A 25,244-nucleotide genomic window follows, 5' to 3' on the forward strand; every position below is an offset into this window, starting at 1 on the left:
ATGACCAGCAGCAAGCCCACCGTCGTCCTCGTGCACGGCGCCTTCGCCGACTCCTCCAGCTGGAACGACGTGATCGCCCGGCTCCGCGCGGACGGCTACCCGGTGGTCGCGGTGGCGAACCCGCTGCGCTCCCTGCGCGGCGACGCCGAGCTCCTGCGTGACGTCCTGGACGGCGTGGACGGCCCGGTCGTCCTCGCCGGCCACTCCTACGGCGGCAGCGTGCTGAGCGAGGCCGCCGCGGGGCACCCGCGGGTGCAGGCGCTCGTGTTCGTCGCGAGCTTCCTGCTGGACGAGGGCGAGAGCACCGGCGAGCTGGCCGGCAGGTACCCGGGCAACGAGCTCGGGACCGCGCTGCGACCGGTCCCGGTCCGCGGCCCCGACGGGCGGACGGTCGACGACCTGTCCATCGAGCAGGAGAAGTTCCACGCGGTCTTCGCCGCCGACGTGCCGGCCGACGTCGCCGCGCTGATGGCGGTCACGCAGCGGCCGATCATCGCCGACGCGCTCGCGGACAAGGCGACGGCGGCGGCCTGGAAGACCGTCCCGTCCTGGACCGTCGTCACGCTCCGGGACCTGGCGGTCCCGGCCGAGGCGCAGCGGTTCATGGCGCAGCGGGCCTCGTCGCACGTGGTCGAGGTGGACGCCTCGCACGCCGTGACCGTCTCCCGGCCGGACGAGGTGGCACGCGTCATCGACGAGGCCGCCCGGGCGACCACGGCGTGATGCCCCCGGGAGCGCGCACGACGACGCACGACGAGCAGCACGACGTGGTGGTCGTCGGCGGCGGCGCCGCCGGGCTGGGAGCGGCGCTCGCGCTGGCCCGGGCCCGGCGCACCGTGCTGGTGGTGGACGCCGGACGCCCGCGCAACGCCCCGGCGGCGCACGTGCACCAGGTGCTCGGCCGTGAGGGCACGCCGCCCGCGGAGCTCCTCGCGATCGGCCGCCGCGAGGTCACCGGGTACGGGGGAGCGGTGCTCGGCGGGCGGGTGTCCGCCCTGACCCGGGCGGACGACGGCTTCCGCGTCGACCTGGCGGACGGACGGTCGGTGCGCGCGCGCCGGGTCCTGGTCGCGACGGGGCTGACCGACCAGCTGCCCGACGTGCCCGGGCTCGCGGGGCTGTGGGGGACGAGCGTGCTGCACTGCCCGTACTGCCACGGCTGGGAGGTGCGGGACCGGCCGATCGGGGTGCTCGGGTCCGGGTCGCAGAGCGCGGTCCAGGCGCTGCTCTGGCGGCAGTGGAGCGAGGACGTCGTGCTGTTCCCGCACACCGCGGCGGCACCCACGGCCGAGGAGCGCGTGCTGCTCACGGCCCGCGGGGTGCGGGTGGTCGAGGGCACGGTCGCCGGGCTCGAGGTCGTCGCCGGGGCGCTCGCGGGCGTCCGCCTCGCGTCCGGGGACGTCGTCGCGCGCGAGGCGCTGGTCGTCGCGCCGCGGTTCACGGCCGAGGCGGGGCTGCTGGCGGGCCTGGGCGTCGAGCCGGTCGAGCAGGTGGTGCACGGCGCCGTGCGGGGGACGCGGGTGCCCGCCGACCCCGCAGGCCGGACGGAGGTGCCGGGCGTGTGGGTGGCCGGGAACGTCGCCGACGTGACCGCCCAGGTGATGGCCGCGGCGGCGCACGGGGTCGCGGCCGCGGCGGCGATCAACGTGGACCTGGTGCTCCAGGACGCGCGGGTCGCGGCCCGTCTGGCGTCACCTCGGTGAGCCGCCGGGACAGGTAGCGGCGCTCGGCCTCGTTCACCACGAGGCCGAGCGCCTCCCGGTACGCCTCCGCCGCGGGCTCCCGCCGGCCCGCCCGGCGCAGCAGGTCGGCACGCGCCGCGGGGACGTAGTGGCTGCCGGCCAGCCGCCCGTCCGCCGCCACGGTGTCGATCGCCGCGAGCCCGGCGTCCGCCCCGTCGGCCATCCCGGTGGCGACCGCCCCGGCCAGGCCGGCGAAGGGCGACGGCGCGAGCTCGAGCAGGTCCCCGTACAGCCGGGCGACCGTCGTCCAGTCGGTGCCTGCCGGGGGCGTCGCGCGCGCGTGCTCCGCCGCGATCCGCGCCTGCAGCAGGTACGGCCCCGTCCTGCCGCCCGAGCGGACCAGGCCCTGAGCGGCCGCCAGCACGGCGGTCGCCTCGGAGATGCCCGCCGCGTCCCACCGGCCGCGGTCCTGGTCCTCCAGCGGGACCAGGTCGCCGGCCGCGTCCACCCGGGCCGCCCGGCGCGAGTCCTGCAGCAGCACCAGCGCGAGCAGGCCCAGCACCTCGGGGTCGTCCGGCACGAGGCGCGCGACCAGCCGGCCGAGCCGCACCGCCTCGTCGCACAGCCCGGCACGCACCAGGTCGGTCCCCGCGCCCGCCGCGTACCCCTCCGTGAAGACGAGGTAGACCACCGCGAGCACGCCGTCGAGCCGCTCGGGGAGCCGGTCGGCGGGCGGCACCCGGTAGGGGATGCGCGCCTCGGTGATCTTCCGGCGGCCCCGGACCAGCCGCTTGGCCATCGCCGCCTCGGAGGTGCCGAAGGCGCGGGCGATCTCCGGGACGGTCAGCCCGCACACGGTCCGCAGCGTGAGCGCCACCTGCACCTCGAGGGCGAGCGCGGGGTGGCAGCAGGTCGCGACGAGCGCGAGCCGGTCGTCGCCGAGCGCGCGCGGGTCGTCGGGCTCCGGGCCGGGCACGTCGTCGGTCCTCGTCATGGCCGCCACCTCCGCCAGCCGCCGTGCCTCGGTGCCCGCGCGGCGCAGCCGGTCCAGGGCGCTGCGCCGGGCGGTGGTGGTGAGCCACGCCCCGGGACGGTCGGGCACCCCGTCCCGGGGCCAGGTGCGGGTCGCCGCGGCGAACGCGTCCTGCGCGCAGTCCTCCGCGAGCGCCCAGTCACCCGTCACGCGGATCACCGTGGCCACGACCCGCGCCCACTCCTCGCGGAAGGCCCGGGTCAGGGCGTCGTCGACGACGGTCACGGCTGCCAGAGCGGCCGGACCTCGACCGCCCCGACGGCGGCCGCGGGGTGCCGGGCGGCGGCGTCGATCGCGGCGTCCAGGTCGGGCGCGGCGATCATCGCCACCCCGGCGACCTGCTCCGCCACCTCGGCGTACGGGCCGTGGGCCACGACGGTGCGCCCGTCGCGGACGCGGACGGTGCGCGCCTCGGCGGCCGGGCGCAGCCGGTGGCCGCCGCGGTCGACGTCGCGCAGCTCCTCCGCCCACGCGGCGGGCGCCTCGTCGGGGTGCGGCGAGCCGTCCGGCACCTCGCCCATCAGCAGCAGGTAGTGGCCGGCCCCGGCGTCGTCCGGCGCGAGCACGTGCCCGTCCGGCGCAGTGCCGTCGAACGGCCACGCCTCCCGGACCTCGATCGCGCCGAACCGGGCGGCCGGGTGCGCGGCGGCCAGGGCGACCGCGGTGTCCAGGTCGGGCACGTCGAGGACGTCGAACCCGCCGACCAGCTCCTTGTACTCGGCGAACGGCCCGTCGGTGACGAGCGTGCGCCCGTCACGCACCCGCACGGTGGTCGCGGTGCCGGCGTCGGCCAGGCGGTGCCCCTCCCGCCGCCCGGCGCGGTCGGCCTGCTCGACCCAGGCGGACGGGTCGGCCTGGTCGGGGGTGGGTGCGGCGTCGACGCCCACCCGCACGAACGTCACGTAGGTCATGGCTCCTCCTCGGTGTCGGCTTCTGTCACCTGGACGACGCACGGGATCGCGTCACGAGGACACCCCCGCATCATCGGCGACCGGCCGGTGCGGGGTCGAGGGGTGTCCCCGGGGCGGGCGCGGGTGCGTCGGGAAGGTGAGCGGCGCCCGGTCGGCGGGCGCCGCCGCACCCGAGGAGGTCCCCGTGCACTCCGACCCGCCGCCGCTCGCGCTGCTGCTGTCCCGGCGCTCCGTGATCACCGAGTCCCGCAGCGCGCTCCCGGACGCGCCCCAGGTCCTGCCCGTGCCGCGACGGCCACGGAGGTGGTGGCGCCGAGCGCGGCCGGGCAGGGCAGCCGACCGGCCCCGGCACGACACGGGCGGCTAGCGCGGCGGAGACCCGCCGCACGGGTTCCGTCAGCAACAGCCCGGGACCCGTATGGAAGTCGTGAGGACGGCCGCCGGCGGTCCGGAGCGGGTGTGTGGTGGACGACGGCCCGGCAACGACCGGGCCCGTCGCTCCGCCCGGTCGGGCGGGTGACGAGGTTCGACGTCTGGAGTCCCCTCGTGCTGGACCTGGTGCTCGTGGCGGCCGTGGTCGCCCTGTTCGCGCTCGTGGGCGCTGTCGCCGCGGGGGTCGAGAAGCTGTGATCGTGCTCGACCTCGCCGCGGCGGCGCTGGGCGTCGCGGCGGTCGTCTACCTGGTGTGGGCGCTCGTGAAGCCGGAGACGTTCTGATGGCCGCGTGGACGGCCGCCGCGCAGGTCCTCCTCGCGGCGCTGGTGCTGGCCGCCCTGTACCGCCCGCTCGGCGACTACCTGGCCCACGTGTACACCTCCGTGCGGGACCTGCGGGTCGAGCGCGGCCTCTACCGCCTGATCGGCGTCGACCCCCGCTCGGAGCAGTCGTGGCGGGCGTACGTGCGCAGCCTGCTCGCGTTCTCCCTGGTCGGCGTGCTGCTGGTCTACGTGCTGCAGCGGGCGCAGACCTGGCTGCCGTGGGACCTCGGGATGCCCCGGGTCGGGCCGCACCTGGCGTTCAACACGGCGATCTCGTTCGTCACCAACACCAACTGGCAGTCGTACTCGCCGGACGTCACGCTGGGTTACGCGGTGCAGGCGCTCGGCCTCGCGGTGCAGAACTTCGTGTCCGCCGCGGTCGGTCTCGCGGTCGCGGTCGCGCTTGTCCGCGGGTTCGCCCGGCGCGGCACCGGCACCATCGGCAACTTCTGGGTCGACCTCACCCGCGGCACCCTGCGCATCCTGCTGCCGGTCTCGGTCCTGGCCGCGCTGGTGCTGATCGCCGGTGGCGTGATCCAGAACTGGGCGGGCTTCACGGACGTGACGACGCTCGCCGGCGGGACGCAGCAGATCCCCGGCGGGCCGGTCGCCTCGCAGGAGGCGATCAAGCTGCTCGGCACGAACGGCGGCGGCTTCTTCAACGCGAACTCGTCGCACCCGTTCGAGAACCCGTCCGGGTGGACCAGCCTGTTCCAGGTCCTGCTGATGCTGGCGATCCCGTTCTCCCTGCCGCGCACGTTCGGCCGGATGGTCGGCAGCCACCGGCAGGGCTACGCGATCCTCGCGGCGATGGCGACGATCTTCCTGGTCAGCCTGACGCTGCTGACCGTCGTCGAGAGCCGCGGCGCGGGCACGGCCCCGGAGCTCGCCGGCGGCGCGATGGAGGGCAAGGAGCAGCGGTTCGGCATCGCGGCGACCACGCTGTTCGGCAGCGTCAGCACGCTGACGTCGACCGGTGCGGTCAACGGCATGCACGACTCGTTCACCGCGCTCGGCGGCCTGTTCCCGATGCTCAACATGATGCTCGGCGAGGTCGCCCCCGGCGGCGTCGGCTCGGGGCTGTACGGGATGCTCGTGCTGGCCGTCCTCGCGGTGTTCGTCGGCGGCCTGATGGTCGGCCGGACGCCGGAGTACCTGGGCAAGAAGCTCGGCCCGCGCGAGATCAAGCTCGCGTCGCTGTACATCCTGGTCACGCCGACGCTGGTCCTGACCGGGACCGCGCTGTCGTTCGCGATCCCGGCGGTCCGGGCCGACGTCGAGGCGACGTCGGTCTGGAACCCCGGCGTGCACGGCTTCTCCGAGGTGCTCTACGCGTTCACGTCCGCGGCCAACAACAACGGGTCCGCGTTCGCCGGCCTGACGGCCGACACCCCGTGGCTGAACACCGCGCTGGGCGTCGCGATGCTGCTCGGCCGGTTCGTGCCCGTCGTGCTGGTCCTGGCGCTCGCGGGCTCGCTCGCCGCGCAGGACAGGGTGCCGTCCACCGCGGGCACGCTGCCCACCCACCGGCCGCTGTTCGTCGGCCTGCTCACGGGCGTCGTCGTGATCGTGACCGCCCTGACCTACTTCCCCGTTCTCGCGCTGGGTCCCCTGGCGGAAGGTCTGTGAATCCCATGTCCGTGCTCACCACACCCGAGGCCCCCGCGGCGCCGGCCACCGCGCACACCTCGTCCGCGCCGCAGCGCGCGTTCAGCGCGCGCCAGCTCCGGGACGCGCTCCCGGGCGCGTTCCGCAAGCTCGACCCGCGCCTCCTGTGGCACAACCCCGTGATGTTCGTCGTCGAGGTCGGGGCCGTCCTCACCACCGTGCTCGCCGTCGCGGAGCCGTTCACCGGCGGACCCGCGGACTCCGGCGGCACCGCCACACCCGGCACCTTCACCGCGGCCATCGCGGTCTGGCTCTGGCTCACCGTGCTGTTCGCCAACCTCGCCGAGGCCGTCGCCGAGGGCCGTGGCAAGGCCCAGGCGGACAGCCTGCGCCAGACCCGGTCCAGCACGTCGGCGACCGTGGTCGACGGGTACGACGCGGCGGGCGACCCCGGCGCCGAGCACACCCGCACCCGGTCCGTCGCCTCGCCCGACCTGACCCTCGGGGACGTCGTCGTGGTCACCGCCGGCGAGCTGGTCCCGGGCGACGGCGACATCGTCTGGGGCATCGCCTCGGTGGACGAGTCGGCGATCACCGGGGAGTCCGCCCCGGTGGTCCGGGAGTCCGGCGGCGACCGCAGCGCGGTGACCGGGGGCACCCGGGTGCTGTCCGACCGGATCGTCGTGCGGATCACGTCGAAGCCCGGCGAGACGTTCGTCGACCGGATGATCGCCCTGGTCGAGGGCGCCGCCCGGCAGAAGACGCCGAACGAGATCGCGCTGAACATCCTGCTGGCGTCCCTGTCGGTGGTGTTCGTGGTCGTCGCGCTGACGCTGAACCCGATCGCCGCCTACGCCGGGGCGTCCGTCAGCGTGCCGGTGCTGGTCGCCCTGCTCGTCTGCCTGATCCCCACGACCATCGGCGCGCTGCTGTCCGCCATCGGCATCGCGGGCATGGACCGGCTGGTCCAGCGCAACGTGCTCGCGATGTCGGGTCGTGCGGTCGAGGCCGCCGGCGACGTCACGACGCTGCTGCTCGACAAGACCGGCACCATCACCTACGGCAACCGGCGCGCGGTGGACCTCCTGCCGCTCACCGGGGTGGACGCCCACGAGCTGGTGCGCGCCGCCGCGCAGGCGTCGGCCGCCGACCCGACGCCGGAGGGGAGGTCGATCGTCGACCTCGCCTGCGCACGGGGTGCGGCCGGGGACGTCGCGACGCTCGCCCCCGGCACCGAGGTGGTCCCGTTCACCGCCCAGACCCGGATGAGCGGCGTCGACCTGCCCGACGTCACCCGGATCCGCAAGGGCGCCGGCTCGGCCGTCGTCGCCTGGCTCGAGGAGGAGGGCTCCCTGGCGCCGGCGGTCCGGCGGGAGCTGGGCGACCGCGTCGAGGGGATCTCCTCGAGCGGCGGCACGCCCCTGGTGGTCGCGACCACGGACCGGTCCGGCGCCGGCCGGGTCCTGGGTGTCGTCCACCTCAAGGACGTCGTCAAGGAGGGGCTGGCCGACCGGTTCGCCGAGCTGCGCGCGATGGGCATCCGCACCGTCATGATCACCGGCGACAACCCGCTCACCGCGAAGGCCATCGCGGCCGAGGCCGGGGTCGACGACTTCCTCGCCGAGGCCACGCCGGAGGACAAGCTCGCGCTCATCCGGCGGGAGCAGGAGGGCGGCCACCTGGTCGCGATGACCGGGGACGGCACCAACGACGCCCCGGCGCTCGCGCAGGCGGACGTCGGCGTCGCGATGAACACCGGCACGTCGGCCGCCAAGGAGGCCGGGAACATGGTCGACCTGGACTCGGACCCGACCAAGCTGATCGACATCGTCCGGATCGGCAAGCAGCTGCTCATCACCCGCGGCGCGCTCACCACGTTCTCGATCGCGAACGACGTCGCGAAGTACTTCGCGATCATCCCCGCGCTGTTCGCGGGGGTGTTCCCGGGCCTCGCGACCCTCAACCTCATGCAGCTGGGCTCGCCGGCCTCCGCGATCCTCTCGGCGATCGTCTTCAACGCCCTGGTCATCGTGGTGCTGATCCCGCTGTCGCTGCGCGGCGTGCAGTACCGCGCCGCCGCCGCGTCCTCGATCCTCGGCCGCAACCTGCTCGTCTACGGGCTCGGCGGCGTCGTCGCCCCCTTCCTCGGCATCAAGCTGATCGACCTGGTCGTCGGCCTGCTGCCCGGCTTCTGAGAAGACTGGACACCACCATGAGCTCCCCCCGCACCACCTGGCCGCACCTGCTCGTCGCCCTGCGGGCGATGCTCGTCCTCACCGTGATCCTGGGGATCGCGTACCCCCTGCTGGTCACCGGGCTCGGCCGGCTGCTGCCGGCGCGCGCCGACGGCTCGATGGTGACCGACGCCGGCGGCACCGTCGTCGGCTCGTCCCTGATCGGCCAGTCGTTCACCGACTCCGCCGGCGCGCCGCTCGCGCAGTACTTCCAGTCCCGGCCGTCGGCCGCCGGGGACGGCTACGACGCGGCTGCGTCGTCCGGGTCCAACTGGGGTCCCGAGAACCCCGACCTCGTGGCGGCGATCGAGGAGCGCCGCGCCGCGGTCGCCGCGCTGGAGGGCGTGGACCCGGCCGACGTGCCGGTCGACGCGCTCACCGCCTCGGCCTCGGGCCTCGACCCGCACATCAGCCCGGCCTACGCCGAGCTGCAGGTGCGGCGCGTCGCGGCGGAGCGCGGGCTCGCCGAGGACGAGGTCCGCGGCCTGGTCGCCGCCGCCACCACGGGGCCGGACCTCGGGGTGCTCGGTCAGGCGGGGGTGAACGTGCTCGAGCTGAACCTGGCGCTGGACGCGCGCGGCTGAGACCCGTGCGGGCCCGGGCGCGACCCCGGGCCCGCACCACCTCTTGCGGCGGCACCACGGGTGCCGGAGTATCCGAGGCGAACCCGCCGACCAGGAGGCCAGCGTGACCAGCGAGACCACCGCGACCACCGCGACCACCGGCACCCCTCCGGAGAACCTCCGGGAGTACATCGAGTACCTGCGTGACAGCGGCTACACGGTGCGCGACGGGCACACCCCGGACCCGGACCTGATCGACCCGCAGGGCAACCCGGTCTACACGTGGCAGGAGGGCTACCCGTACGACGAGCTGATGGACCGCGACGAGTACGAGCTGAAGAAGTACCAGCTGCAGGTCGAGCTCCTGAAGTTCCAGTACTGGCTCGAGGACAACGACAAGCGCGCGATCATCCTGTTCGAGGGCCGCGACGCCGCCGGCAAGGGCGGCACGATCAAGCGGTTCACCGAGCACCTCAACCCGCGCACCGCCCGCGTCGTCGCGCTCTCCAAGCCCAGCGACCGCGAGCGCGGCCAGTGGTACTTCCAGCGCTACGTGCAGCACCTGCCCACGGCCGGCGAGATCGTCATGTTCGACCGGTCCTGGTACAACCGCGCCGGGGTCGAGCGCGTGATGGGCTTCGCCTCCGACGAGGAGTACCAGGCGTTCATGGCGCAGGCCCCGGCGTTCGAGAAGATGCTGGTGGACGCCGGCATCCACGTCACCAAGCTGTGGTTCTCGGTGTCCCGCACGGAGCAGCGGACGCGGTTCGCCATCCGGCAGCTCGACCCCGTCCGGCGCTGGAAGCTGTCGCCGATGGACCTGGCCTCGCTGGACCGGTGGGACGACTACACCGCGGCCAAGGAGGAGATGTTCCGCCGCACCGACAAGCGGCACGCCCGGTGGACGATCATCCGGTCCAACGACAAGAAGCGCGCCCGGATCAACGCCATGCGGTTCTTCCTCAACCAGTTCGACTACGAGGGCAAGGACACCGCCGTCGTCGGCCGGCCCGACCCGCTGCTGGTGATCCGCGGCAAGAACGAGCCCGCCGACGAGTGACCCGGCTCGCTACGCTCGACGGGTCCGGCTGACGACCGGCCGGGGACCCACCGAGGAGCAGCCATGGGGCGCCTGCACATCGACCTGTTCGTCACCCTCGACGGCGTCGCGCAGGCGCCGGGCGGCCCGGAGGAGGACCCGTCCGACGGCTTCCCGTACGGCGGCTGGCAGGCGCCGTTGGACGACGACGTCGTGAGCCGGGAGGTCGGCGCCGGCATCGCGCGGATGGACGCGCTGGTGCTGGGTCGCCGGACGTACGACATCTTCGCCGCGTACTGGCCGCGGCACGGGGACGACCCGATCGGGCGGCAGCTGAACGCGGTGCCGAAGTACGTCGCCAGCCGCGGGACGCCGGAGCTCGGGTGGCCGGGGAGCACGCTGCTCGGACCCGACCTCGCCGCGGGGCTGCGCGCGGTGCGGGACCGGCACGAGTCCGTGCACGTCATCGGCAGCGTCGACCTGGTGCAGACACTGCTCGCGGAGCGGCTGTTCGACGTGCTGACGCTCTGGGTCTACCCCGTGCTGCTGGGCCGGGGCAAGAAGGTGTTCCCGGACGGGGTGCGGGCGTCCGGGCTCCGGCTGCTCCAGCCGCCGATCGCCGGGAGCGCGGGCGTCGTGCAGCTGCGGTACGGCCCGACGGGCGAGGACCCCGGGACCGGCGTCGTGGGCGCGCCCGACGACCCGGCCGCCTGAGCGCGACGTGGACCGCGGGGTCACGGGGCCGGGGGTCACGGTGCCGGGGGTCGAGGTGCGGGGCGTCGAGGTGCTGGGGGTCGCGGTGCACGCCGTCGAGCACGGCGCGGGCCGGCCGGTGCTCGTCCTGCACGGGGCGGGCGTGGACCACCGGGAGCCGGAGGCGTGCTTCGACCCGCCGCTCGCGCTGCGCGGCGGGCTGCGGCGCCTCTACCCGGACCTGCCCGGCGCGGGCCGGACGCCGGCGCCGGCCTCCGTCGCCAGCGCGGACGACGTCCTGGACGTGCTGCTCGCCTGGGCCGACCGGGTGGCAGGGACCGAGCCCGTGCTGCTGGTCGGGCACTCGGCGGGGGCGTCCTACGCGCAGGGATTCGCCGCGCGGCGCCCCGACCGCGTCGCCGGGCTGGCGCTGGTGTGCCCCCTGCTGGCCGGCACCCGCGACGTCCCGGAGCACCGCCCGGTCGTCGCGGCGCCCGGCCTCGGGGACGCGGGGTTCCGGGAGTACCTCGTGCGGCAGACGCCGGCGATGCTGGACCGGTACGAGCGGTTCGTGGTGCCCGGTGCGGCGCTCGCGGACGAGGCCGCGGCGACGCGGATCGGCGCGCGCTGGGAGCTGACCCTGCCGCCGGGCGCGCGGTACGACGGGCCGGTGCTGCTGGTCGCGGGCCGGCAGGACTCGACCGTCGGGTACGCCGCGACCGTCGACCTGCTCCCGGCGTACCCGCGGGCGACGCTCGCGGTCGTCGACGGTGCCGGGCACGCGCTGCCGCACGAGCAGCCGGCCGTGCTGGCGGGGCTGCTCGCGGGGTGGCTCGACGCCTGCGGGGCGTGACCGCCGGTCCCGGTCACCGGTCTCGGAGGCGGATCGGCCGCACCCCGGTGACGCCGAGGGCGAGGGCCCAGGGGCCGCCGCCGAGCTTGACGATCTCGCGCTCGAGGCGGGGCTCGTGCCGCAGGAAGAGCGCCAGCTGCTCGCGCGGCTGCAGGTCCTGCTTGGCGCCGATCCACACCGAGCGGATCCCGAGCTCCCGGTACAGGTCGAGCTCCGCCGGGCGCGTCCGGATCCGGCGGTCCCGCGTGATCACCACCAGACCCCGAGCCGCGACCACGGGCATCCAGTCGGTGTCGTAGGTGCCGAGCGGGACCTCGGGCAGGTCGTCGTGACCGGGGTGCAGGACGTCGTCGCGGCCGGAGCGGCGCAGCAGCTTCCCCAGTCCGAGCGCGTTCTCGTCCGTGAAGTACACGCCGTCGCGGTCAGGCGGCCCGGTTGCTGCTGATCAGCTCGTACCGGATCGCCGCGTCGAGCTCCTCGGCGGTGACGTCGTACAGGTCGGCGATCTCCTCGCGCGGGGCACCCGCGCGGAACGCCTCGACCAGCGTGTCGGTGCGCACGTTCCGGATCGCCGGCTGCCCGAACGCACGCCGGGCGTCCAGGCGCACCTGCGGGATACCGGCCTCCGGGCGCACGCCGCTGACCGCGCCGTCCTCGTAGTCGACGGCCGACCGGAACCGCTCGGTCGACTCGGCGAGCAGGTACTGGCCGTTCCGCACCACGACGATCTGCAGGCGGCCTTCGAGCCCCACCTCGTCCTGCACCGCGCGGACGAGCTCCCGGCCCTCGACGTCCAGCAGCGGCCTGGCGAGGGCGAGCGGGTAGGGGCCGAGCTCGGCACGCAGCCGCACGATCGCCGGGCGCATGCGCTGCACCGGCACGTCCCGGCTCCGGAACTCCGCGAGCAGGCGCGCCTCGACCATCTCACCCCACGTGACCACGTCCGCTCCCGTCGGCTCGGCACGGAGCACGGGGTCGTAGAACCGGGTGCCGCGGGAGTAGCCCTCGAGCCAGCGGCGCGCCGTACCCGCGTGCAGGCCGACGACGCGATCCACGTCCGCGTAGGAGTAGATCGCGCGATCGAGCAGGGAGGCGCTCACGCGGACATCGTGGCACGCGCGGAGCAGCCGACGGGCGTGGCCCGCCGACCTGCGTAGGTGGTGCGCCTCAGCTGAGGCGTTTCTCGAAGCAGCGGGAGTCCGGCAGCGCGACGTCCCACGGCGCGTAGAGCGGGATGCGGGTCCAGCCGAGCGCGAGGTACAGCGCCTCGGCCTCGGGCTGCCGGTCACCGGTCTGCAGGATCACCCGCGACGCACCGGCGCCGCGGGCGACCCGCTCGACCTCGGTCATCACCGCGCGGCCGACGCCCCGGCCGCGCTGGCCGGCGGCGACGACGACCCGCTTGACCTCCCACTCGCCGTGGTGGTCGCGCAGGGCCGCGTGGCCGATCGGCGTGCCGTCGTGGTCGACGGCGAGCACGGTGTGCCGGATGGTCGCCGGGTCGACGGCCAGGGCGGCGGCGACCTCGGGGGTCATCGCGACGCCGGCGTACCGGACGGACATCTCGGCGTCCATCGCCGCGCGCATGGCGGTCGCCCGCGGGTCGTCGTAGGCGACGGACTCGAGGGAGTAGGTGCTGGTGGTCACGCGGTTCCTTCGGGAGCGGGGAGGGCGAGCATGTCGGCGACGTCGGGGGCCGCGCGCCGCACGACGGTGCGGCCCGCGTCGCCGAGCGCGGCGAACCGGTCGGGACCGAGCGCGTCGACCACGAGCCGGCGCACCTCGCGCACGTGGCCGGGTGCGGTGCTGCGGAGCTTCTCGACGCCGGCGGGGGTGAGCCGCGCGCTGGTGCGCTTGCCGGCGGCGGTGCACGACCCGCGGGCGACCCAGCCCGCGGCCTCGAGGCGGGCGACGGCGTGCGAGAGGCGGGACGGCGAGCCCTGCGACAGCCGCGCGAGGTCGCTCATCGGCGCCTCGTCGTGCGCGCGCTCGGACAGCGCCGCGAGCACCTGGTACTCGTACAGGTTCAGCCCGGCGTCCCGCTTGAGCTGGGCGTCCAGCGCGGCGGGCAGCGTGCTGACCAGGGCGTAGACGAACTTCCAGTCCTCGAGCTGGCTGCCGTCGAGCCAGGGGGTGGCCTCGACGGCGGGCTCGGTCATGCGACGAGTGTACGGGTGTTGAACATTCAACGCTTCGGTGCGTACAGTCCGCCTTGAACATTCAACACGCTGACCCACCAGGAGTGACCATGACCGTGCTGCGCATCGACGCGACCATCCAGGGCGCCGGCTCGGCGAGCGCCGGGCTCGCCGACCTCGTGACCGCCGAGCTCGCCGCGTCCCGGCCGGACGAGCAGGTCGTCCGGCGCCACCTGGGCGAGAACCCGCTGCCGGCCGACGCGTGGGCCACCGCGGTCGGGGCGGGCTGGACCCCCGCCGAGCAGCGCACGCCGGAGCAGGCCGCCGCGATCGCGCTGTCCCTCGAGGTCGCCGGCGAGCTGCGCGCGGCCGACGCCGTCGTGCTCGCGCTGCCGCTCTACAACTGGGGCGTCTCGCAGCACGTCAAGACGTGGATCGACCTGGTCATCGCCGGCGGCGCGCCCGGGGACCCGGTGCTGGCCGGCAAGCCCGCCGTGCTGATCACCACCCGCGGTGGCGGCTACGGCCCCGGCACCCCGAAGGAGGGCTGGGACCACAGCACCGGCTACCTGCGCCGCATCATCGGCGAGGTCTGGGGCGCCGACCTCACGGTGATCGAGCGCGAGCTGACGCTGGTCGGCGTGAACCCGGCGATGGACGCGCTGGCCGAGCCCGCCGCGCTGGTCAAGAAGGAGGCCGAGGCCGCCGCAGTCGCCGCCGGCCGCGCCCTCGCCACCCGCTGACGCCCCCCCCCCGACGCCCCCGGCCGGGCATCCCACCGCCCGCGCCGAGATAGGGCCGTCACCTCGAGATAGGGCCGCCCGGGGTCCTATCTCGGCGCGACGGCCCTATCTCGACGAGCGGGCTGGAGGTGGGGGTGGGGATGGGTGGGTGTGGCGGGGTAGCCCCCGGGTCACGGCGGGGGCGTGCGCTCCTCGGGGGTGGCGCGGCGGACGACGATGCGGGTCCACGCGCCGACGTAGACCCGGTCGTCCTCGGCGAGCTCGCGGCGCTGGCCCGGGGTCAGGGCCTGGGTCGGCAGCCGGCCGGAGGCGGGCCCGACGTAGGTGCCGTTGGACGAGGACAGGTCCTCGACGAACCAGCGGGTGCCGTCGGTGGTCAGCTGGGCCTGGCGGCGGCTGACCGCGTCGTCGCCGGCGCAGTCGATCTCGGGGTGGATGCCGCGCGACCGCGACTCCCGGCCGATCAGCAGCGAGCGCACGGTGAGCGGCACCACGGCCGGCAGCCCGGGGGACGGGCACGGCTCGGCGGCGTCCTGCTCGGCGTACCAGTCGGGGTCGACCCAGACCTCGGCGACCCACTCCAGCGCGACGGCGGGTGCCAGGGACGGCCCGCCGCCGACGGCCGGGTCGGGGGCCGCGGCGTTGACGTCCGGGGCGGGTGCCGCGGGAGCGGTCGTGCGCGGCAGGGCGCCGGTGGTGAAGTCGTACCCGCAGGCCTCGCAGAACAGCGCGCCGGGCGCGTTCGGCAGGGCGCAGTTGGGGCAGGGCACCTCGGCCCCGGCGGCGGGGGCGGCGGGCGCGGCGGCGGGCGCCGCGGTGACGGCGTCCGGCACGGGGGCCGCGGCCGCGGGCGCACCCATCGGCGCACCGCACACGTCGCAGTAGTCCGTCGAGGTCGAGGGGTGCCCGGCGGGGCAGGTCGCCGTCACCGCTTCACCCGCGTGGTCTTGGTGGAGGCGGTGTCGAGGGCCATCTCGTCCAGCTTGTCGACCGCCTTCTTCAGCCGGACCTTGCCGGTCGCGGGCTCGTCGATGTCGACGACCTTGCGGAGCTTGGACGTCGCCTCCTCGTTGCCGGTCTCGGCGGCCAGCTGCGCGGCACGGCCCAGCTTGGCGGTCGCGGTGCGGTCGTCGCCGGCGGCCTTGGCGGCGAGGCCGTCCTGGATGGCCTGCGCGAGCTCGGTCTGCCCGGTGTAGTGCGCGACCTCGGGGTTGATCTTGGCGGACAGGGCGCTGTCGTCGGTCCACCTCGCCTTGACCAGGCCCTGGGCCTGCACCTCGTCGCCGACCACCAGCTGCACGCGGGCGGCGAGCTGCTCCTGGCCGAGCCCGCGGGAGGCGGGCAGGCGGACGGCGACGTGGAAGTCGCGGGACTCGTCGCCCCACGACCCGGTGGGGTAGGCGCCGGTGAGCGGGTTCACCTCGGTGCGGCGGGGGGTGAGGTCCTCGACGCTGGGAGCGACCTGCCGGACGAACAGCACCTGGCCGCCCTGCGGCGCCCACACGCGCAGGTCGGCGGCGGCGACGCCGCGGCCCATGGACGTCTGCATGATCGCGGCGAACTCCGCGGCCATCTGCTCGGGCCGCGGGATCAGGTCGACCGTTCCCATCAGCGCCTGGGCGATCCGGCGGAGCTCGCCGACCTCCCAGTCCGCGCCGACACCGCGGCAGTCCGCCTGGAACGTGCCGACGGCCCCGTGCAGCCGGGCGTCGAGCTCGGCCGGCGTCTCGTGCTGGTTCTTGCCGTCGGTCAGCAGCACGGCGTGCCGCTGGGTGACGGAGGGGACGGAGGTGAGCACCCGGGTGGCCAGCTCGATCCAGGTCCCCATCGCGGTGCCGCCCTCGGGGCGCAGCCGCCCGAGCGCCTGCTTGGCGTGCTCGCGGGTGGCCGGGGACATCCGCACCATCAGGGCCTCGCGCGGGTCCGGGTAGAGCAGCTGCGCGACGTGGCTGCCGGCGACGATGGCGAACCAGGTGCCGTCGGTGACCTGGTCCAGCGCGGCGGCCGCCGCCTGCTGGGCGGCGCGCACCCCGGCCTCGCCCATCGAGCCGGAGCAGTCGACGATGATCGCCTCGGCGGCGTCGCCGCCCGACGCGCCGGCCTGGCCGGCGTCGGTGCACTCGACGGTGACGATCGCGTGCACGTCCGTGGAGCCGTCTGCCAGGTACTCGTTCTGGTAGACCGCAGCGGTGAAGCCGGGGCTCATGCGGGACCTCCTTCGTCGGTCGTGGCGCCCAGCCGTGCCAGCGCCACGGTGATGTTGTCCTTGCCGCCCTGCTCGTTCGCCCAGTCCACCAGAGCGCCCGCCATCGCGGCGGGGTCCGAGCCGGTGGACCGTGCGAGGTGCTGCACCATCGCGGCGAGCGGAGCCGCCTCGGAGCAGTAGTTCCACAGCCCGTCCGAGCACAGCAGCAGCCAGCCCGGGCCGGGCACCTCCAGCCGGGAGACCGTCGGCGCCTGGTCGTCGGCATCGACACCGAGCCACCGGGTGATCGCGTGCGCCATCGGGCCGTTCTCGGCCTGCTCGCGCGGCACGCCGTCGGCGACCAGCTCGGCGGCGACGGAGTCGTCGACGGTCAGCTGCCCGGGCGTGCCGTCGTCCGGGACCCAGTAGGCCCGGGAGTCGCCGACGTTGCCGACGGTGACGGCCGTGCCCTCGACCAGCGCCGCGACGAACGTGCAGGACGGCGGCGAGTCCCCGTGGTCGTGCGGCGTCGCGGTGGCCACGGCCTTCGCCGCCGCGGCGCCGGCCGCGGTGACCCGGGTCTGCGCGAGCGCGGCGAGCGACCGGCCCGACGCCAGCCCGGTGCCGCGCTCGCGGGCGAGCACGTCGCGGGCGGCGGCGGCCGCGGCCAGCGAGGCGACGTCGGAGCTCTCGGAGGTGGACACCCCGTCGCACACGACCAGCGCCGCCCACGACCCCGGGCGCGCGTCGGCGGCCAGCGCCATGGCGTCCTCGTTCCGGTGGTGCCGGCGGCCGCGGTCGGACACGGCGGCGACCCACGCCGCGGGCTGGGCCGTCATGTGGTCGCGCGGCCGCGGTGCGGGCGTGCCGCAGAGCGTGCAGTACCCGTCCTCGACCGGCCCGCCGCACCCGGGCTCGGCGCACGTCCGGGGCAGCTGGGCGACGGCGGCGTGCGCGGCGGCGACGGCCCGCAGCGGCACGGTGGCGGTCGTGCCGGTGGCGCTCGGGACCGGGGCGGGCGAGACGACCGGCGCCGCGGGCAGCTCGGCGCCGCACTCCTCGCAGAACAGCGCGTCCGGCGCGGCGGGGGTGCGGCAGGCCAGGCACGCCCGGCCGGTGCCGACGGCGGTCACCGGGTGGTCCACCGGCGCACGCCGTTCGCGGCGTCCACCAGGACGATCTTCTCCGCGGGCGTGCCGGTCGCCCGGGCGAGCGCGCGGTAGGTGTGCTCGAGGCCGTCGCGCAGCCCGTCCTCGGTCGCGGTCCACGACCCGAGGGTGACCGCGGGCTGCTCGCCGTGCTGCTCGACGTCGTCCAGCGCCGCGGTCAGGGCCTGCACCGTCAGCCAGGACCGGTCGCCCGCGTCCACGCCCACGCCGTCGAGCGAGTCCAGCGCCTCGGCGAGGGCGGGCAGCCCCGCGCCGGACCCGGCGAGCAGCCGGGCGCGCAGCAGCCGGGCGTCCGGGTACGCGCGCGACGTGGCGGGCACCAGGTCCACCGCCGCGACCGCTCCCGGGACGTCGCCGCGCTCGGCGCGGAGCCGGGACATGGCGAACGCGCCCGCGGGGACGTAGGCGGCGTCGGTCCGGGCGCAGGTCGCGTAGAGGGACTCCGCGATCTCGGGCTCGCCGGACGCCTCGCAGGACAGCGCGAGCGCCAGCTTCGGGGCGAGCTCGCCGGGCACCTGGCCGTAGACGGCGTTGAACGCCGACCGGGCGGCGCCGCCGTCGCCCCGGCGCAGGTGCGCGAGGCCCTGCAGCCACACCGCGCGCCACTCCCACGGGTCGGTCGCGAGCAGCTCGTCGGTGGCCGCCGCGACCGCCTCGTCGTCGCCCGCGTCCAGCGCCGCGCGGGCGGTCGCGAGCAGGACCTCGGCGGAGTGCTCGGGGTGCGCCCGCAGGTGCGCCAGCCGGGCGGCCGGGTCCGCGATGTCGACGGTCGACAGCCACGGCAGCTGCGGGTCGGTCACGTCCGGGCGCAGGTCCGGCAGCTCGCGCCAGGTCAGGGCCGCGGCGGCGGTGTCGGGGGCGGTGAACAGCAGCGACGGCGCCGCGTCGCGGGCGGCCGTCGCCCCGGTGCTGGTCGCGACGACCTCGCGCAGCACGCCGAGCAGCTGGACCCGCAGCTCCGCCACCGACCCGAACCGGTCGTCGGGGTCGGGCGCGCAGGCCTTGGCGACCAGCCGGTAGAACGAGTCGAACGCCTGGAACAGCGGGGTCTCGGACACCGGCGGCAGCGAGGACACGTAGGTGGACTGGTAGCCGCGGAACTCCATCGCCAGCACCACCAGCGTGCGGCCCAGCGTGTAGACGTCGGAGGCGATCGACACGCCCTGCTCGGCGACCTCGGGCGCCTGGTAGCCGACGGTGCCGTAGATCGCCGAGTCCAGGTCGTCCAGGCGCCGCACGCCGCCCATGTCGATCAGCTTCACGTCGTCGCCGATCTGGATGAGGTTGTCCGGCTTGAAGTCGCAGTAGACCAGGCCCAGGTCGTGCAGGTACTCGAACGCCGGCAGGATCTCCAGGACGTAGGCGATCGCCTGGTCCAGCGGGAACGCGTCGTAGTGGCCCGCGGCGCGCATCCGCTCCTTGAGCAGCCCCTTGAGCGAGTGCCCGCCGACGTACTCCATGACCGTGTAGCCCGCGCCCTCGTGGGACACGAAGTTGTAGATCTCGACGATCCGCGGGTGCTCGACCTGCGCGAGGAACTGCCGCTCGGCGATGGCCGCGGCCATCGCGTCGGCGTCCCCGGTGTTCAGCAGGCCCTTGAGCACGACCCACCGGTCGGACACGTTCTTGTCCCGCGCCAGGTAGATCCAGCCGAGGCCGCCGTGCGCGAGCGCGCCCGCCACCTCGTACTGCCCGCCGACCAGGTCCCCGGCCTGCAGCTTGGGCGCGAACGAGTACGGGTTGCGGCACTTCGGGCAGAAGCCCTCGGTGCGGCCGGGGCGTCCGGCGACGGAACGCCCGACCGGCGCCCCGCACGACGGGCAGAACCGCTTCTCCTCGGCGACCTCGGGGTGCTCCAGGATCGCGGCGGCGGCGTCGACCGCCGGCGCGGGCGCCACCGTCGTCAGCCCGGCGCCGAGCCGCGCGGTGCGCAGCCGGCTGGACGACGACCCGACGCGGCGGGTCGACCCGGTGCGGCCGGTGCGCGCCGAGCCGATGGCGGTGGAGCCGAGGCGCTGGCTGGACGTCCGCGTCGAGCCGGCGCCGTCGGTGCCGGCCGGCTCACCGGTGACGCCGGCGGCAGCGGGCGCGGCCTCGCCGCCGGGCGTGCCGCAGACGTCGCAGTAGCCGTCGACGACGGTGCCCGGGCAGCCGGGCTGGGTGCAGGTCATGAGGTCCGTCCAGACGAGGTCGGGGGAACGGGGCGCACGGGGCTGACGGCACGCACGGGGATGGCCCGGGTGTCCGTCGCGGGGCGGGTCGCGCGCGGGGTCTCGAGCAGCACGCGGTAGGCGCCGGCCAGGGAGCGCAGCCGCGGCAGGTCGACCGGCGGGGTGCTGAGCAGCTGGGCGCCCACCCGGGCCAGGGCGGCGACCTCGGGGAGGGCCGCCCGTCCCTGGGCGGTGGCCTGCGCGTCGGAGGCCTCGAGCAGCCCGCGGAGCCCGGCGAGCTCGGTCACGGGAGCGCCGTAGGCGTCGGCGACGTGCGCGAGCGCGCGTTCGACGGTGCCGAGCCGCTCCAGGTAGGCGTCGACGGCGGCCGCGCCGTCCGGCACCGGGCCGAGCGCGGCCACGTCGGGCACGCCCAGCACCGGCGCGGGGGTCACCTGCGCGACGCAGGTGGCGACGAGGGTCCGGACCTCCGCGGCGCGGCCCGCGAGCTCGTCCCGCCAGGCGACGGCCCGGGCGTGGTCGCGCTCGTCGTCCCGGGCGCGGGCGGCGCCGACGATCAGGTCGCGCTCGCAGGTCGCGACGTCCGCGTCGAGCGGGCCGAGCAGGCCGCCGACGTCGGCACCGCGCCGGGCGCGCTCGACCACGTCGGTCAGCCGGCGGTCGAGCCGCTGCAGCCGGTCGGCGGCGGCCAGGGCCTCCGCGCCGCGCGCCCCGGCCAGCAGGTCCCGGATCCGCTCGACGCCGGCACGCAGCGCGGCCAGCCGGGCGGCGAGGTCGGCCGACCCGGCGGTCAGCGTGAGCCGCTGCCGGAGCTGGGCGGTGACGGCGTCCGACAGCCGGCACGCCTCCGGCAGCGAGACCGCGCCGGAGCCGGTGCGCCCCCAGACCATGGCGGACAGCCGCGCCAGCTCGACCGCGCCGACCCGGCCGCCGTCCCACACCGCGACGAGCGCGTCCAGGCGGGTGCCGGCCGACTGCCACAGCGCCATCGCGAGCGTCACGTCGCCGGTGACCGCGGCGTCCGCCGACGCGAGCGCGGCCTGGTCCAGCTCGTCCAGCTCCCGGCGGCGCCGGCTGCGCCAGGCCGCCATCGCGTCCAGGTAGCCCGCCATCGCGTCGGGCGTGACCGGCTGCCCCCACGCCGCGGGGGCGTCGGGTGCGACGACGGGCGCGCCCGGCGGGCTGGTCACGGCGGCGGTCACCGGCCGTACACCGGGGTCGGCGGGGCGGGCGCGGCACCGAGCGAGGGCGCGAACCACCGGTCGTAGGAGGCGGCCCACGACCCGTCGGCCTTCGCCTGCTCCAGCGCGGCGTTGACGAACCGCACCAGGTCGGCGTCCTCGGCGTTCATGCCCAGGCCGTAGGGCTCGGCGGTGAACGCCTCGCCGACGACCTTGGCGTAGGGGTCCTGCGCGGCGAGGCCGGCCAGCACGGTGTCGTCGCCGGTGATGGCGTCGACCTCGCCCTGCTGGAACCGCACCAGGCAGTCGGTGTGCGTGGACGCCGCGACGGGCTCGACCTCGCCGAACTCCTCGAGCTTCGCCAGGCTGGACGTCCCGGCCGGGGCGCACACCCGCGCACCGGCGAGGTCGGCCAGCGACGTCGCGTCGGACGCCAGCGGCACCAGCACCTTCTGGCCGGACCGGTAGTACTCGGCCGAGAACGCGATCTGGGTCCAGCGGTCGCAGGTGATCGTCATGTTGCGGGCGACCAGGTCGACGGTGCCGTCCTCCAGCGCGGGGATGCGGTCGGCCGCGGTGATGACCACCAGCTCGATCCGGTCGGGGTCGCCGAAGATCGCGTCGGCCACGATCCGGGCCATGTCGATGTCGAACCCCTCGACCTCGCCGCTGACCGGGTCGCGCGCGCCGAGCAGCAGGGAGTCCGCGGAGACCCCGACCCGCAGGCGGCCGCGGTCCCGGATCTCGGCGGCGGTGGACCCGGCGGGGACCGCGTCCGGGCTCGCCGGGCCGGTGGGGGCGTACGACGCGAGCGGGTCGGCGCACTCCGCGGGGGCCGGCGCGGCCGGAGCGGGCGCGGGGTCGCCGGTGGCGGTCTCCGCGGGCGGGACGGTCGTCTCGGCGTACACGTCGCCGCCGGCGCAGCCGGACAGGACGAGCGCGGCCAGGGCGAGCGCGAGCACCGCGGGGCCTCGGCGGCGGGGGCGGCGGGGGCTGCGCGTGCGGTTCACCGGTACTCCTCGATCCGGCGGGAGATCCCGCTCCAGGACAGGACGGCCACGGCCAGGCCGGCGGCGACCGACAGCCACAGGCCCAGGACGAGCCCGCTGCCGGCGCTCTCCAGGGCGTCCGACGTGGCGTCGGACGCCTCCGTCAGCGCGGCGGCGGAGGCGTCGTCGAACGCGGCGAACGCGGCGTTGGCCGACCCCTCCTCGCGGGAGGTCGCCGCGGCCACGGCGTCCTCCCAGGCGCCGTCGTCGTCGAGCTGCCGGATGGCCGCGTGCTGCTCGGCGTAGGCGGCCCACGCGGTGGGCACGTCCTGGTCGACGACACCCGAGGCCTGCGCGTCGTCGAGGGCGCCGTCGACCTGCGCGGCCGAGGCCACCCAGGCCTCCTCGAACGCCGACCCGCTGCCGCGGGCGATCAGCGTCAGGGACTCGTTGGCCTTCGCGTCGTAGGCGCCGAGCCGGGCGGTCGACAGCGCGTCCGCGGCGGCGGAGCTCGTGGCGCGCGCGTCCGCGACCTGCGACGACACCGAGACCAGCACGATCCCGGAGCCGACGGTCAGCACCAGCAGCACGACGCCCGCGGCGGCCAGCGGCGGGTTGACGTACCGGTGCGTGCGGCGCGCCAGCCACACCGAGGCGGCGACGACGCCGGCCAGCCCGACCACACCGCTGCCCACGGCGAGCGCCCAGGCGCTGCGCGCGGCGTCCATCTCGTGGTCGACCCGTGCCGAGTTCGCGTCGATCAGCGCCGCGAGCGCCGGCAGGGCGTCCGTGCGCAGGTCGGCCGAGGCGTTGCGCAGGTACTGCGACCCGACGGGCAGCCCCTGCCGGTTGGCGGACCGGGCCCGCTCGACGTCGCCGGAGTACTCCAGGATCGCGGTGTTCAGGGACGCGAGCACGGTGCCGTCGGCGGGCTGCGCGCGGGCGGCCTCGGCGACCAGCTCGGTCGCGGTGCGCATCGCCGCGTCGTAGTCCGCGCGCAGGTCCGCGGGCTCCAGGCCGCCGACCAGGAACGCGTTGGTCGCGTCGGCGTCCGCACGCACCAGGCGGGTCTGCAGCTCCTGCAGGCGGACCAGCTGCGCGGCGTTCGCGTCCGCGCGGCCGAGGGCGCCGTCGGCCGTCCGGAACGCCCAGCCGGCACCGAGGGCCACCAGCGCTCCCAGCAGGACGAGGGCGATCGCGACCAGTCCCATCCGGGACGGCGTGCTGCGGCCGTGCGCGGCGGCGGTGGCGGCGGCGAGCTCCGCCGGGCTGGTGGGTGCGGCGACCGGCGCGGGCGGGCCCGCGGGCGCGGCGTACGGCGCCGGCACCGGGGCGGGCGGCGCGGTCGCCGGGGCGGGGACCGTGGTGGTCACGCGGGTTCTCCTTCGGGTGCGCGCTCGGGGGCCGGGTCGGTGACCGGCCCGGCAGCGGGCTCGGTGTCCGGCTCGGCGGTGAGGTCGGCGGGGACGAGCTGCCGGAGCTGCTCGGGGGTCGGGTCGGGGACGTCGCGGAGCCGCCAGGCGTGCCGGCCGATCGCGTCCTCCAGGACGTTGCGCACGAACCGGGCGTTGCCGAACCCCTCGTCGCGCACCGCCTCCGCCAGCAGCCCGCGCAGCGCCTGCGCGGTCGCGTCGTCGACGGCGAAGTCGGCCGCCTCGGCCATCAGCGTGAAGATCGCGACCAGCTCGTCGTCGGAGTAGTCGTCGAAGGACACCGTGGTGCGGAACCGCGACCGCAGCCCCGGGTTGGAGTCCAGCAGGCGCGCCATCGGCCGGGGGTAGCCGGCGACGATGACCACCAGCTCGGCGCGGTCGTCCTCCATCGCCTTGAGCAGGGTGTCGATCGCCTCGCGGCCGTAGTCGTCGCGTGCCAGCGTGTACGCCTCGTCGATGAACAGCACGCCGCCGCGGGCGCGCTCGACCACCTCGGTGGTCTTGATCGCCGTCTGACCCAGGTAGCCGCCGACCAGGTCGTCCCGGTCGACCTCGACCAGGTGGCCCGTGGCCAGCAGGCCGAGCGCCGCGTAGATGCCGGCGACGCTCCGGGCGACGACGGTCTTGCCGGTGCCGGGGTTGCCGACGAACACCAGGTGCCGGGACATCGTCGGCGCGCGCAGCCCGGCGGCGGTGCGGAGCTTCTCCACCCGCAGCACCGCGGCCTGGCGGTGCACCTCGGCCTTGACGGTCCCCAGGCCGACCAGGGCGTCGAGCTCGGCGAGCAGCTCCTCGACGGTCTTCTTCGCGGCGGGCTCGACGGGGGGCCCTGCGGCCGACACGGCGGCGGCCTCGGTACCCGTCGTCTCCCCGGCGGTGGTCGTCCTGCCGGGCACCGTGGGCATCCCCGGTACCGGCACCGCGCCCGCGCCGGCCAGCTGCGCGGCCGCGGTCAGCGTGGCGTTCCCGACCACCGACGGCGTCGGCCGGCCCAGCGTCCCGGCGGCGGTGGCGACCTCGACCAGCGCGCGGGCGTAGGCACCGGCGTGCGGCGACCTCGTGGCGGCCAGCTCGCCGAGCAGCGTCGTCGGCGCGCCGCGCCACCGGCGCCCGCGCGAGGCGGCGTCGAAGAACGCCTGCGTGCCGCCGACCGCGCCGGTGCCGGCGATCCAGTCGGCGGGCGCGCCGGGGGAGTGCTCGGCGACCGCCGCGGCCAGCGCGGCACCCTCCGCGAGGGCCCGTGCGGGGTCGGTCCCGGCGCGGGTGGCGACGTCGGTGAGCGCGGCGAGGGCGCCGGCGAGCGCGGTCATGCCGTCGCCCCCGGCGGGGTCAGCCGGCCGTCCAGGTCGAGCGCCCCGCCCCCGGCCGCCGGGCCGAACTTCTCGGCGAGGAACCGGCCGTGCGCGACCAGCGCGACCGCGTCGGACCGGTTCACCGCGTCGAGCACCTGGTCCATCGTGCGGCCGAGCAGGTCCAGCTGGTCGATCAGCACCATCAGCGACGAGCGGCCCGCGTCCACCGGCCGGGAGTTGGCCCACTCCCGCGGCAGCCGCAGGTAGCCGCCGACGGCGTCCGGCAGGTAGTCGGTCGCGGTGGCCATCACGTGGTACGCCTCCTCGGAGCCGGCACCGAGCCGGTCGAGCCGCGGCACGGTGTCCCGGACGACGCGCACCACCCGGTGCACCCGGGACGCCACGGGCGCGGGGACGGCGCCGCCGGCCACCATCGCCTCGACCCGGTCGAGCGCGGCGAGCAGGTCGGCGGCGGTGGGGGCGGGCGGCAGCGTGGAGGCGGCCGGCTGCTGCGGCGCACGGCCGGTCAGGCGCTCGAAGAACCCGCTCAGCCCCACGCCGTCGCCTCCT

The 25,244-nt window shown here is 76.2% G+C and carries 25 protein-coding genes; 10 read left to right on the forward strand and 15 right to left on the reverse strand.

The genetic code is table 11. The features are described 5' to 3' along the window. Both AC1050_RS11440 and AC1050_RS11445 read left to right on the forward strand, forming a co-directional pair. Positions 1-723, forward strand: a complete 723-nt coding sequence (locus AC1050_RS11440) for an alpha/beta fold hydrolase (RefSeq protein WP_482387528.1) — start codon at positions 1-3, stop codon at positions 721-723. After that, entirely contained in the window at positions 723-1,703 is a 981-nt protein-coding gene (locus tag AC1050_RS11445) for an NAD(P)/FAD-dependent oxidoreductase (protein ID WP_482387529.1), read from the forward strand. Before AC1050_RS11440 ends, AC1050_RS11445 begins: the two co-directional genes overlap by 1 nt. Here AC1050_RS11445 and AC1050_RS11450 read toward each other — a convergent pair. Together AC1050_RS11450 and AC1050_RS11455 are read right to left on the reverse strand one after the other, a co-directional pair. Then, positions 1,642-2,940 (reverse strand): RNA polymerase sigma factor, encoded by a 1,299-nt coding sequence (locus AC1050_RS11450; RefSeq protein ID WP_482387530.1) that lies wholly within the window; start codon positions 2,938-2,940, stop codon positions 1,642-1,644. The genes AC1050_RS11445 and AC1050_RS11450 overlap by 62 nt on opposite strands. Next, positions 2,937-3,626, reverse strand: coding sequence for a YciI family protein (locus AC1050_RS11455; RefSeq protein WP_482387531.1), 690 nt, complete (start codon positions 3,624-3,626; stop codon positions 2,937-2,939). Before AC1050_RS11455 ends, AC1050_RS11450 begins: the two co-directional genes overlap by 4 nt. Before the next feature lie 626 nt (positions 3,627-4,252). Between AC1050_RS11455 and AC1050_RS11460 the strand changes: the two genes are divergently transcribed. The 7 genes from AC1050_RS11460 (at position 4,253) to AC1050_RS11490 (ending at position 11,373) form a co-directional block, all read left to right on the forward strand. Further along, complete coding sequence (locus tag AC1050_RS11460; RefSeq protein ID WP_482387532.1) at positions 4,253-4,342, forward strand: potassium-transporting ATPase subunit F; 90 nt, start codon at positions 4,253-4,255, stop codon at positions 4,340-4,342. Then, positions 4,342-6,012: a potassium-transporting ATPase subunit KdpA gene (kdpA, locus tag AC1050_RS11465; protein WP_482387533.1), complete on the forward strand. Its 1,671-nt coding sequence runs from the start codon at positions 4,342-4,344 to the stop codon at positions 6,010-6,012. Before AC1050_RS11460 ends, kdpA begins: the two co-directional genes overlap by 1 nt. Before the next feature lie 5 nt (positions 6,013-6,017). Next, positions 6,018-8,186 (forward strand): potassium-transporting ATPase subunit KdpB, encoded by a 2,169-nt coding sequence (gene kdpB / locus AC1050_RS11470; protein ID WP_482387534.1) that lies wholly within the window; start codon positions 6,018-6,020, stop codon positions 8,184-8,186. A gap of 17 nt (positions 8,187-8,203) precedes the next feature. Continuing rightward, positions 8,204-8,809: a potassium-transporting ATPase subunit KdpC gene (gene kdpC, locus AC1050_RS11475; RefSeq protein ID WP_482387535.1), complete on the forward strand. Its 606-nt coding sequence runs from the start codon at positions 8,204-8,206 to the stop codon at positions 8,807-8,809. A 103-nt stretch (positions 8,810-8,912) separates the two neighbouring features. Next, positions 8,913-9,848 carry a polyphosphate kinase 2 gene (ppk2, locus tag AC1050_RS11480; RefSeq protein ID WP_482387536.1) on the forward strand — a complete coding sequence of 312 codons (936 nt, stop codon included), beginning with the start codon at positions 8,913-8,915 and terminating at the stop codon, positions 9,846-9,848. Between the two features lie 63 nt (positions 9,849-9,911). Further along, a complete protein-coding gene (locus AC1050_RS11485) occupies positions 9,912-10,541 on the forward strand; it encodes a dihydrofolate reductase family protein (RefSeq protein WP_482387537.1) in 630 nt (209 codons plus the stop codon). 7 nt (positions 10,542-10,548) lie between these two features. Next, entirely contained in the window at positions 10,549-11,373 is an 825-nt protein-coding gene (locus AC1050_RS11490) for an alpha/beta fold hydrolase (protein ID WP_482387538.1), read from the forward strand. 13 nt (positions 11,374-11,386) lie between these two features. Here AC1050_RS11490 and AC1050_RS11495 read toward each other — a convergent pair whose 3' ends face one another. From AC1050_RS11495 to AC1050_RS11510, 4 genes are all read right to left on the reverse strand, one after another. After that, on the reverse strand, positions 11,387-11,785 hold the full coding sequence (locus AC1050_RS11495) for a PIN-like domain-containing protein (protein WP_482387539.1): 399 nt from the start codon (positions 11,783-11,785) through the stop codon (positions 11,387-11,389). A 10-nt stretch (positions 11,786-11,795) separates the two neighbouring features. Next, positions 11,796-12,473 carry a DUF433 domain-containing protein gene (locus tag AC1050_RS11500; protein WP_482387540.1) on the reverse strand — a complete coding sequence of 226 codons (678 nt, stop codon included), beginning with the start codon at positions 12,471-12,473 and terminating at the stop codon, positions 11,796-11,798. A 67-nt stretch (positions 12,474-12,540) separates the two neighbouring features. Then, a complete protein-coding gene (locus tag AC1050_RS11505) occupies positions 12,541-13,020 on the reverse strand; it encodes a GNAT family N-acetyltransferase (RefSeq protein WP_482387541.1) in 480 nt (159 codons plus the stop codon). Then, positions 13,017-13,532 carry a MarR family winged helix-turn-helix transcriptional regulator gene (locus tag AC1050_RS11510; RefSeq protein ID WP_482387542.1) on the reverse strand — a complete coding sequence of 172 codons (516 nt, stop codon included), beginning with the start codon at positions 13,530-13,532 and terminating at the stop codon, positions 13,017-13,019. The genes AC1050_RS11505 and AC1050_RS11510 overlap by 4 nt, the downstream gene beginning before the upstream one ends. 89 nt (positions 13,533-13,621) lie before the next feature. Here AC1050_RS11510 and AC1050_RS11515 point away from each other — a divergent pair, with 89 nt between their 5' ends. Next, positions 13,622-14,254, forward strand: a complete 633-nt coding sequence (locus AC1050_RS11515) for an FMN-dependent NADH-azoreductase (RefSeq protein ID WP_482387543.1) — start codon at positions 13,622-13,624, stop codon at positions 14,252-14,254. Positions 14,255-14,424: 170 nt separating this feature from the next. On the opposite strand, the gene AC1050_RS11520 is transcribed toward AC1050_RS11515, so the two are convergent. From AC1050_RS11520 to AC1050_RS11560, 9 genes are read right to left on the reverse strand one after another with little or no spacing between them, the layout of a single operon-like run. Continuing rightward, positions 14,425-15,183 carry an FHA domain-containing protein gene (locus tag AC1050_RS11520; protein ID WP_482387544.1) on the reverse strand — a complete coding sequence of 253 codons (759 nt, stop codon included), beginning with the start codon at positions 15,181-15,183 and terminating at the stop codon, positions 14,425-14,427. Then, complete coding sequence (locus AC1050_RS11525; RefSeq protein ID WP_482387545.1) at positions 15,180-16,460, reverse strand: vWA domain-containing protein; 1,281 nt, start codon at positions 16,458-16,460, stop codon at positions 15,180-15,182. The genes AC1050_RS11520 and AC1050_RS11525 overlap by 4 nt, the downstream gene beginning before the upstream one ends. Continuing rightward, positions 16,457-17,572, reverse strand: coding sequence for a PP2C family protein-serine/threonine phosphatase (locus AC1050_RS11530; RefSeq protein ID WP_482387546.1), 1,116 nt, complete (start codon positions 17,570-17,572; stop codon positions 16,457-16,459). The genes AC1050_RS11525 and AC1050_RS11530 overlap by 4 nt, the downstream gene beginning before the upstream one ends. Next, the gene (locus AC1050_RS11535) at positions 17,569-19,779 is read right to left on the reverse strand and encodes a tetratricopeptide repeat protein (protein WP_482387547.1); all 2,211 of its coding nucleotides are present in this window, start codon (positions 19,777-19,779) and stop codon (positions 17,569-17,571) included. Before AC1050_RS11535 ends, AC1050_RS11530 begins: the two co-directional genes overlap by 4 nt. Continuing rightward, positions 19,776-20,981 carry a hypothetical protein gene (locus AC1050_RS11540; protein ID WP_482387548.1) on the reverse strand — a complete coding sequence of 402 codons (1,206 nt, stop codon included), beginning with the start codon at positions 20,979-20,981 and terminating at the stop codon, positions 19,776-19,778. The genes AC1050_RS11535 and AC1050_RS11540 overlap by 4 nt, the downstream gene beginning before the upstream one ends. Continuing rightward, positions 20,978-21,970 carry a glutamate ABC transporter substrate-binding protein gene (locus tag AC1050_RS11545; RefSeq protein ID WP_482387549.1) on the reverse strand — a complete coding sequence of 331 codons (993 nt, stop codon included), beginning with the start codon at positions 21,968-21,970 and terminating at the stop codon, positions 20,978-20,980. Before AC1050_RS11545 ends, AC1050_RS11540 begins: the two co-directional genes overlap by 4 nt. Next, positions 21,967-23,322: a hypothetical protein gene (locus AC1050_RS11550; protein WP_482387550.1), complete on the reverse strand. Its 1,356-nt coding sequence runs from the start codon at positions 23,320-23,322 to the stop codon at positions 21,967-21,969. Before AC1050_RS11550 ends, AC1050_RS11545 begins: the two co-directional genes overlap by 4 nt. Continuing rightward, on the reverse strand, positions 23,319-24,692 hold the full coding sequence (locus tag AC1050_RS11555) for an AAA family ATPase (RefSeq protein WP_482387551.1): 1,374 nt from the start codon (positions 24,690-24,692) through the stop codon (positions 23,319-23,321). Before AC1050_RS11555 ends, AC1050_RS11550 begins: the two co-directional genes overlap by 4 nt. Continuing rightward, entirely contained in the window at positions 24,689-25,231 is a 543-nt protein-coding gene (locus tag AC1050_RS11560) for a hypothetical protein (RefSeq protein ID WP_482387552.1), read from the reverse strand. Before AC1050_RS11560 ends, AC1050_RS11555 begins: the two co-directional genes overlap by 4 nt. Positions 25,232-25,244 lie beyond the last annotated feature (13 nt).

The organism is Cellulomonas sp. NEAU-ZC6, assembly GCF_056844425.1.

Excerpts from the sequence above, each read along its gene's own strand:
- AC1050_RS11440 (WP_482387528.1), top strand. The coding sequence starts at position 1 with ATGACCAGCAGCAAGCCCACCGTCGTCCTCGTGCACGGCGCCTTCGCC.
- AC1050_RS11445 (WP_482387529.1), top strand. The coding sequence starts at position 723 with ATGCCCCCGGGAGCGCGCACGACGACGCACGACGAGCAGCACGACGTG.
- AC1050_RS11455 (WP_482387531.1), bottom strand. The coding sequence starts at position 3,626 with ATGACCTACGTGACGTTCGTGCGGGTGGGCGTCGACGCCGCACCCACC.
- kdpA (WP_482387533.1), top strand. The coding sequence starts at position 4,342 with ATGGCCGCGTGGACGGCCGCCGCGCAGGTCCTCCTCGCGGCGCTGGTG.
- kdpB (WP_482387534.1), top strand. The coding sequence starts at position 6,018 with ATGTCCGTGCTCACCACACCCGAGGCCCCCGCGGCGCCGGCCACCGCG.
- kdpC (WP_482387535.1), top strand. The coding sequence starts at position 8,204 with ATGAGCTCCCCCCGCACCACCTGGCCGCACCTGCTCGTCGCCCTGCGG.
- AC1050_RS11485 (WP_482387537.1), top strand. The coding sequence starts at position 9,912 with ATGGGGCGCCTGCACATCGACCTGTTCGTCACCCTCGACGGCGTCGCG.
- AC1050_RS11510 (WP_482387542.1), bottom strand. The coding sequence starts at position 13,532 with ATGACCGAGCCCGCCGTCGAGGCCACCCCCTGGCTCGACGGCAGCCAG.
- AC1050_RS11515 (WP_482387543.1), top strand. The coding sequence starts at position 13,622 with ATGACCGTGCTGCGCATCGACGCGACCATCCAGGGCGCCGGCTCGGCG.
- AC1050_RS11525 (WP_482387545.1), bottom strand. The coding sequence starts at position 16,460 with ATGAGCCCCGGCTTCACCGCTGCGGTCTACCAGAACGAGTACCTGGCA.
- AC1050_RS11535 (WP_482387547.1), bottom strand. The coding sequence starts at position 19,779 with ATGACCTGCACCCAGCCCGGCTGCCCGGGCACCGTCGTCGACGGCTAC.
- AC1050_RS11555 (WP_482387551.1), bottom strand. The coding sequence starts at position 24,692 with ATGACCGCGCTCGCCGGCGCCCTCGCCGCGCTCACCGACGTCGCCACC.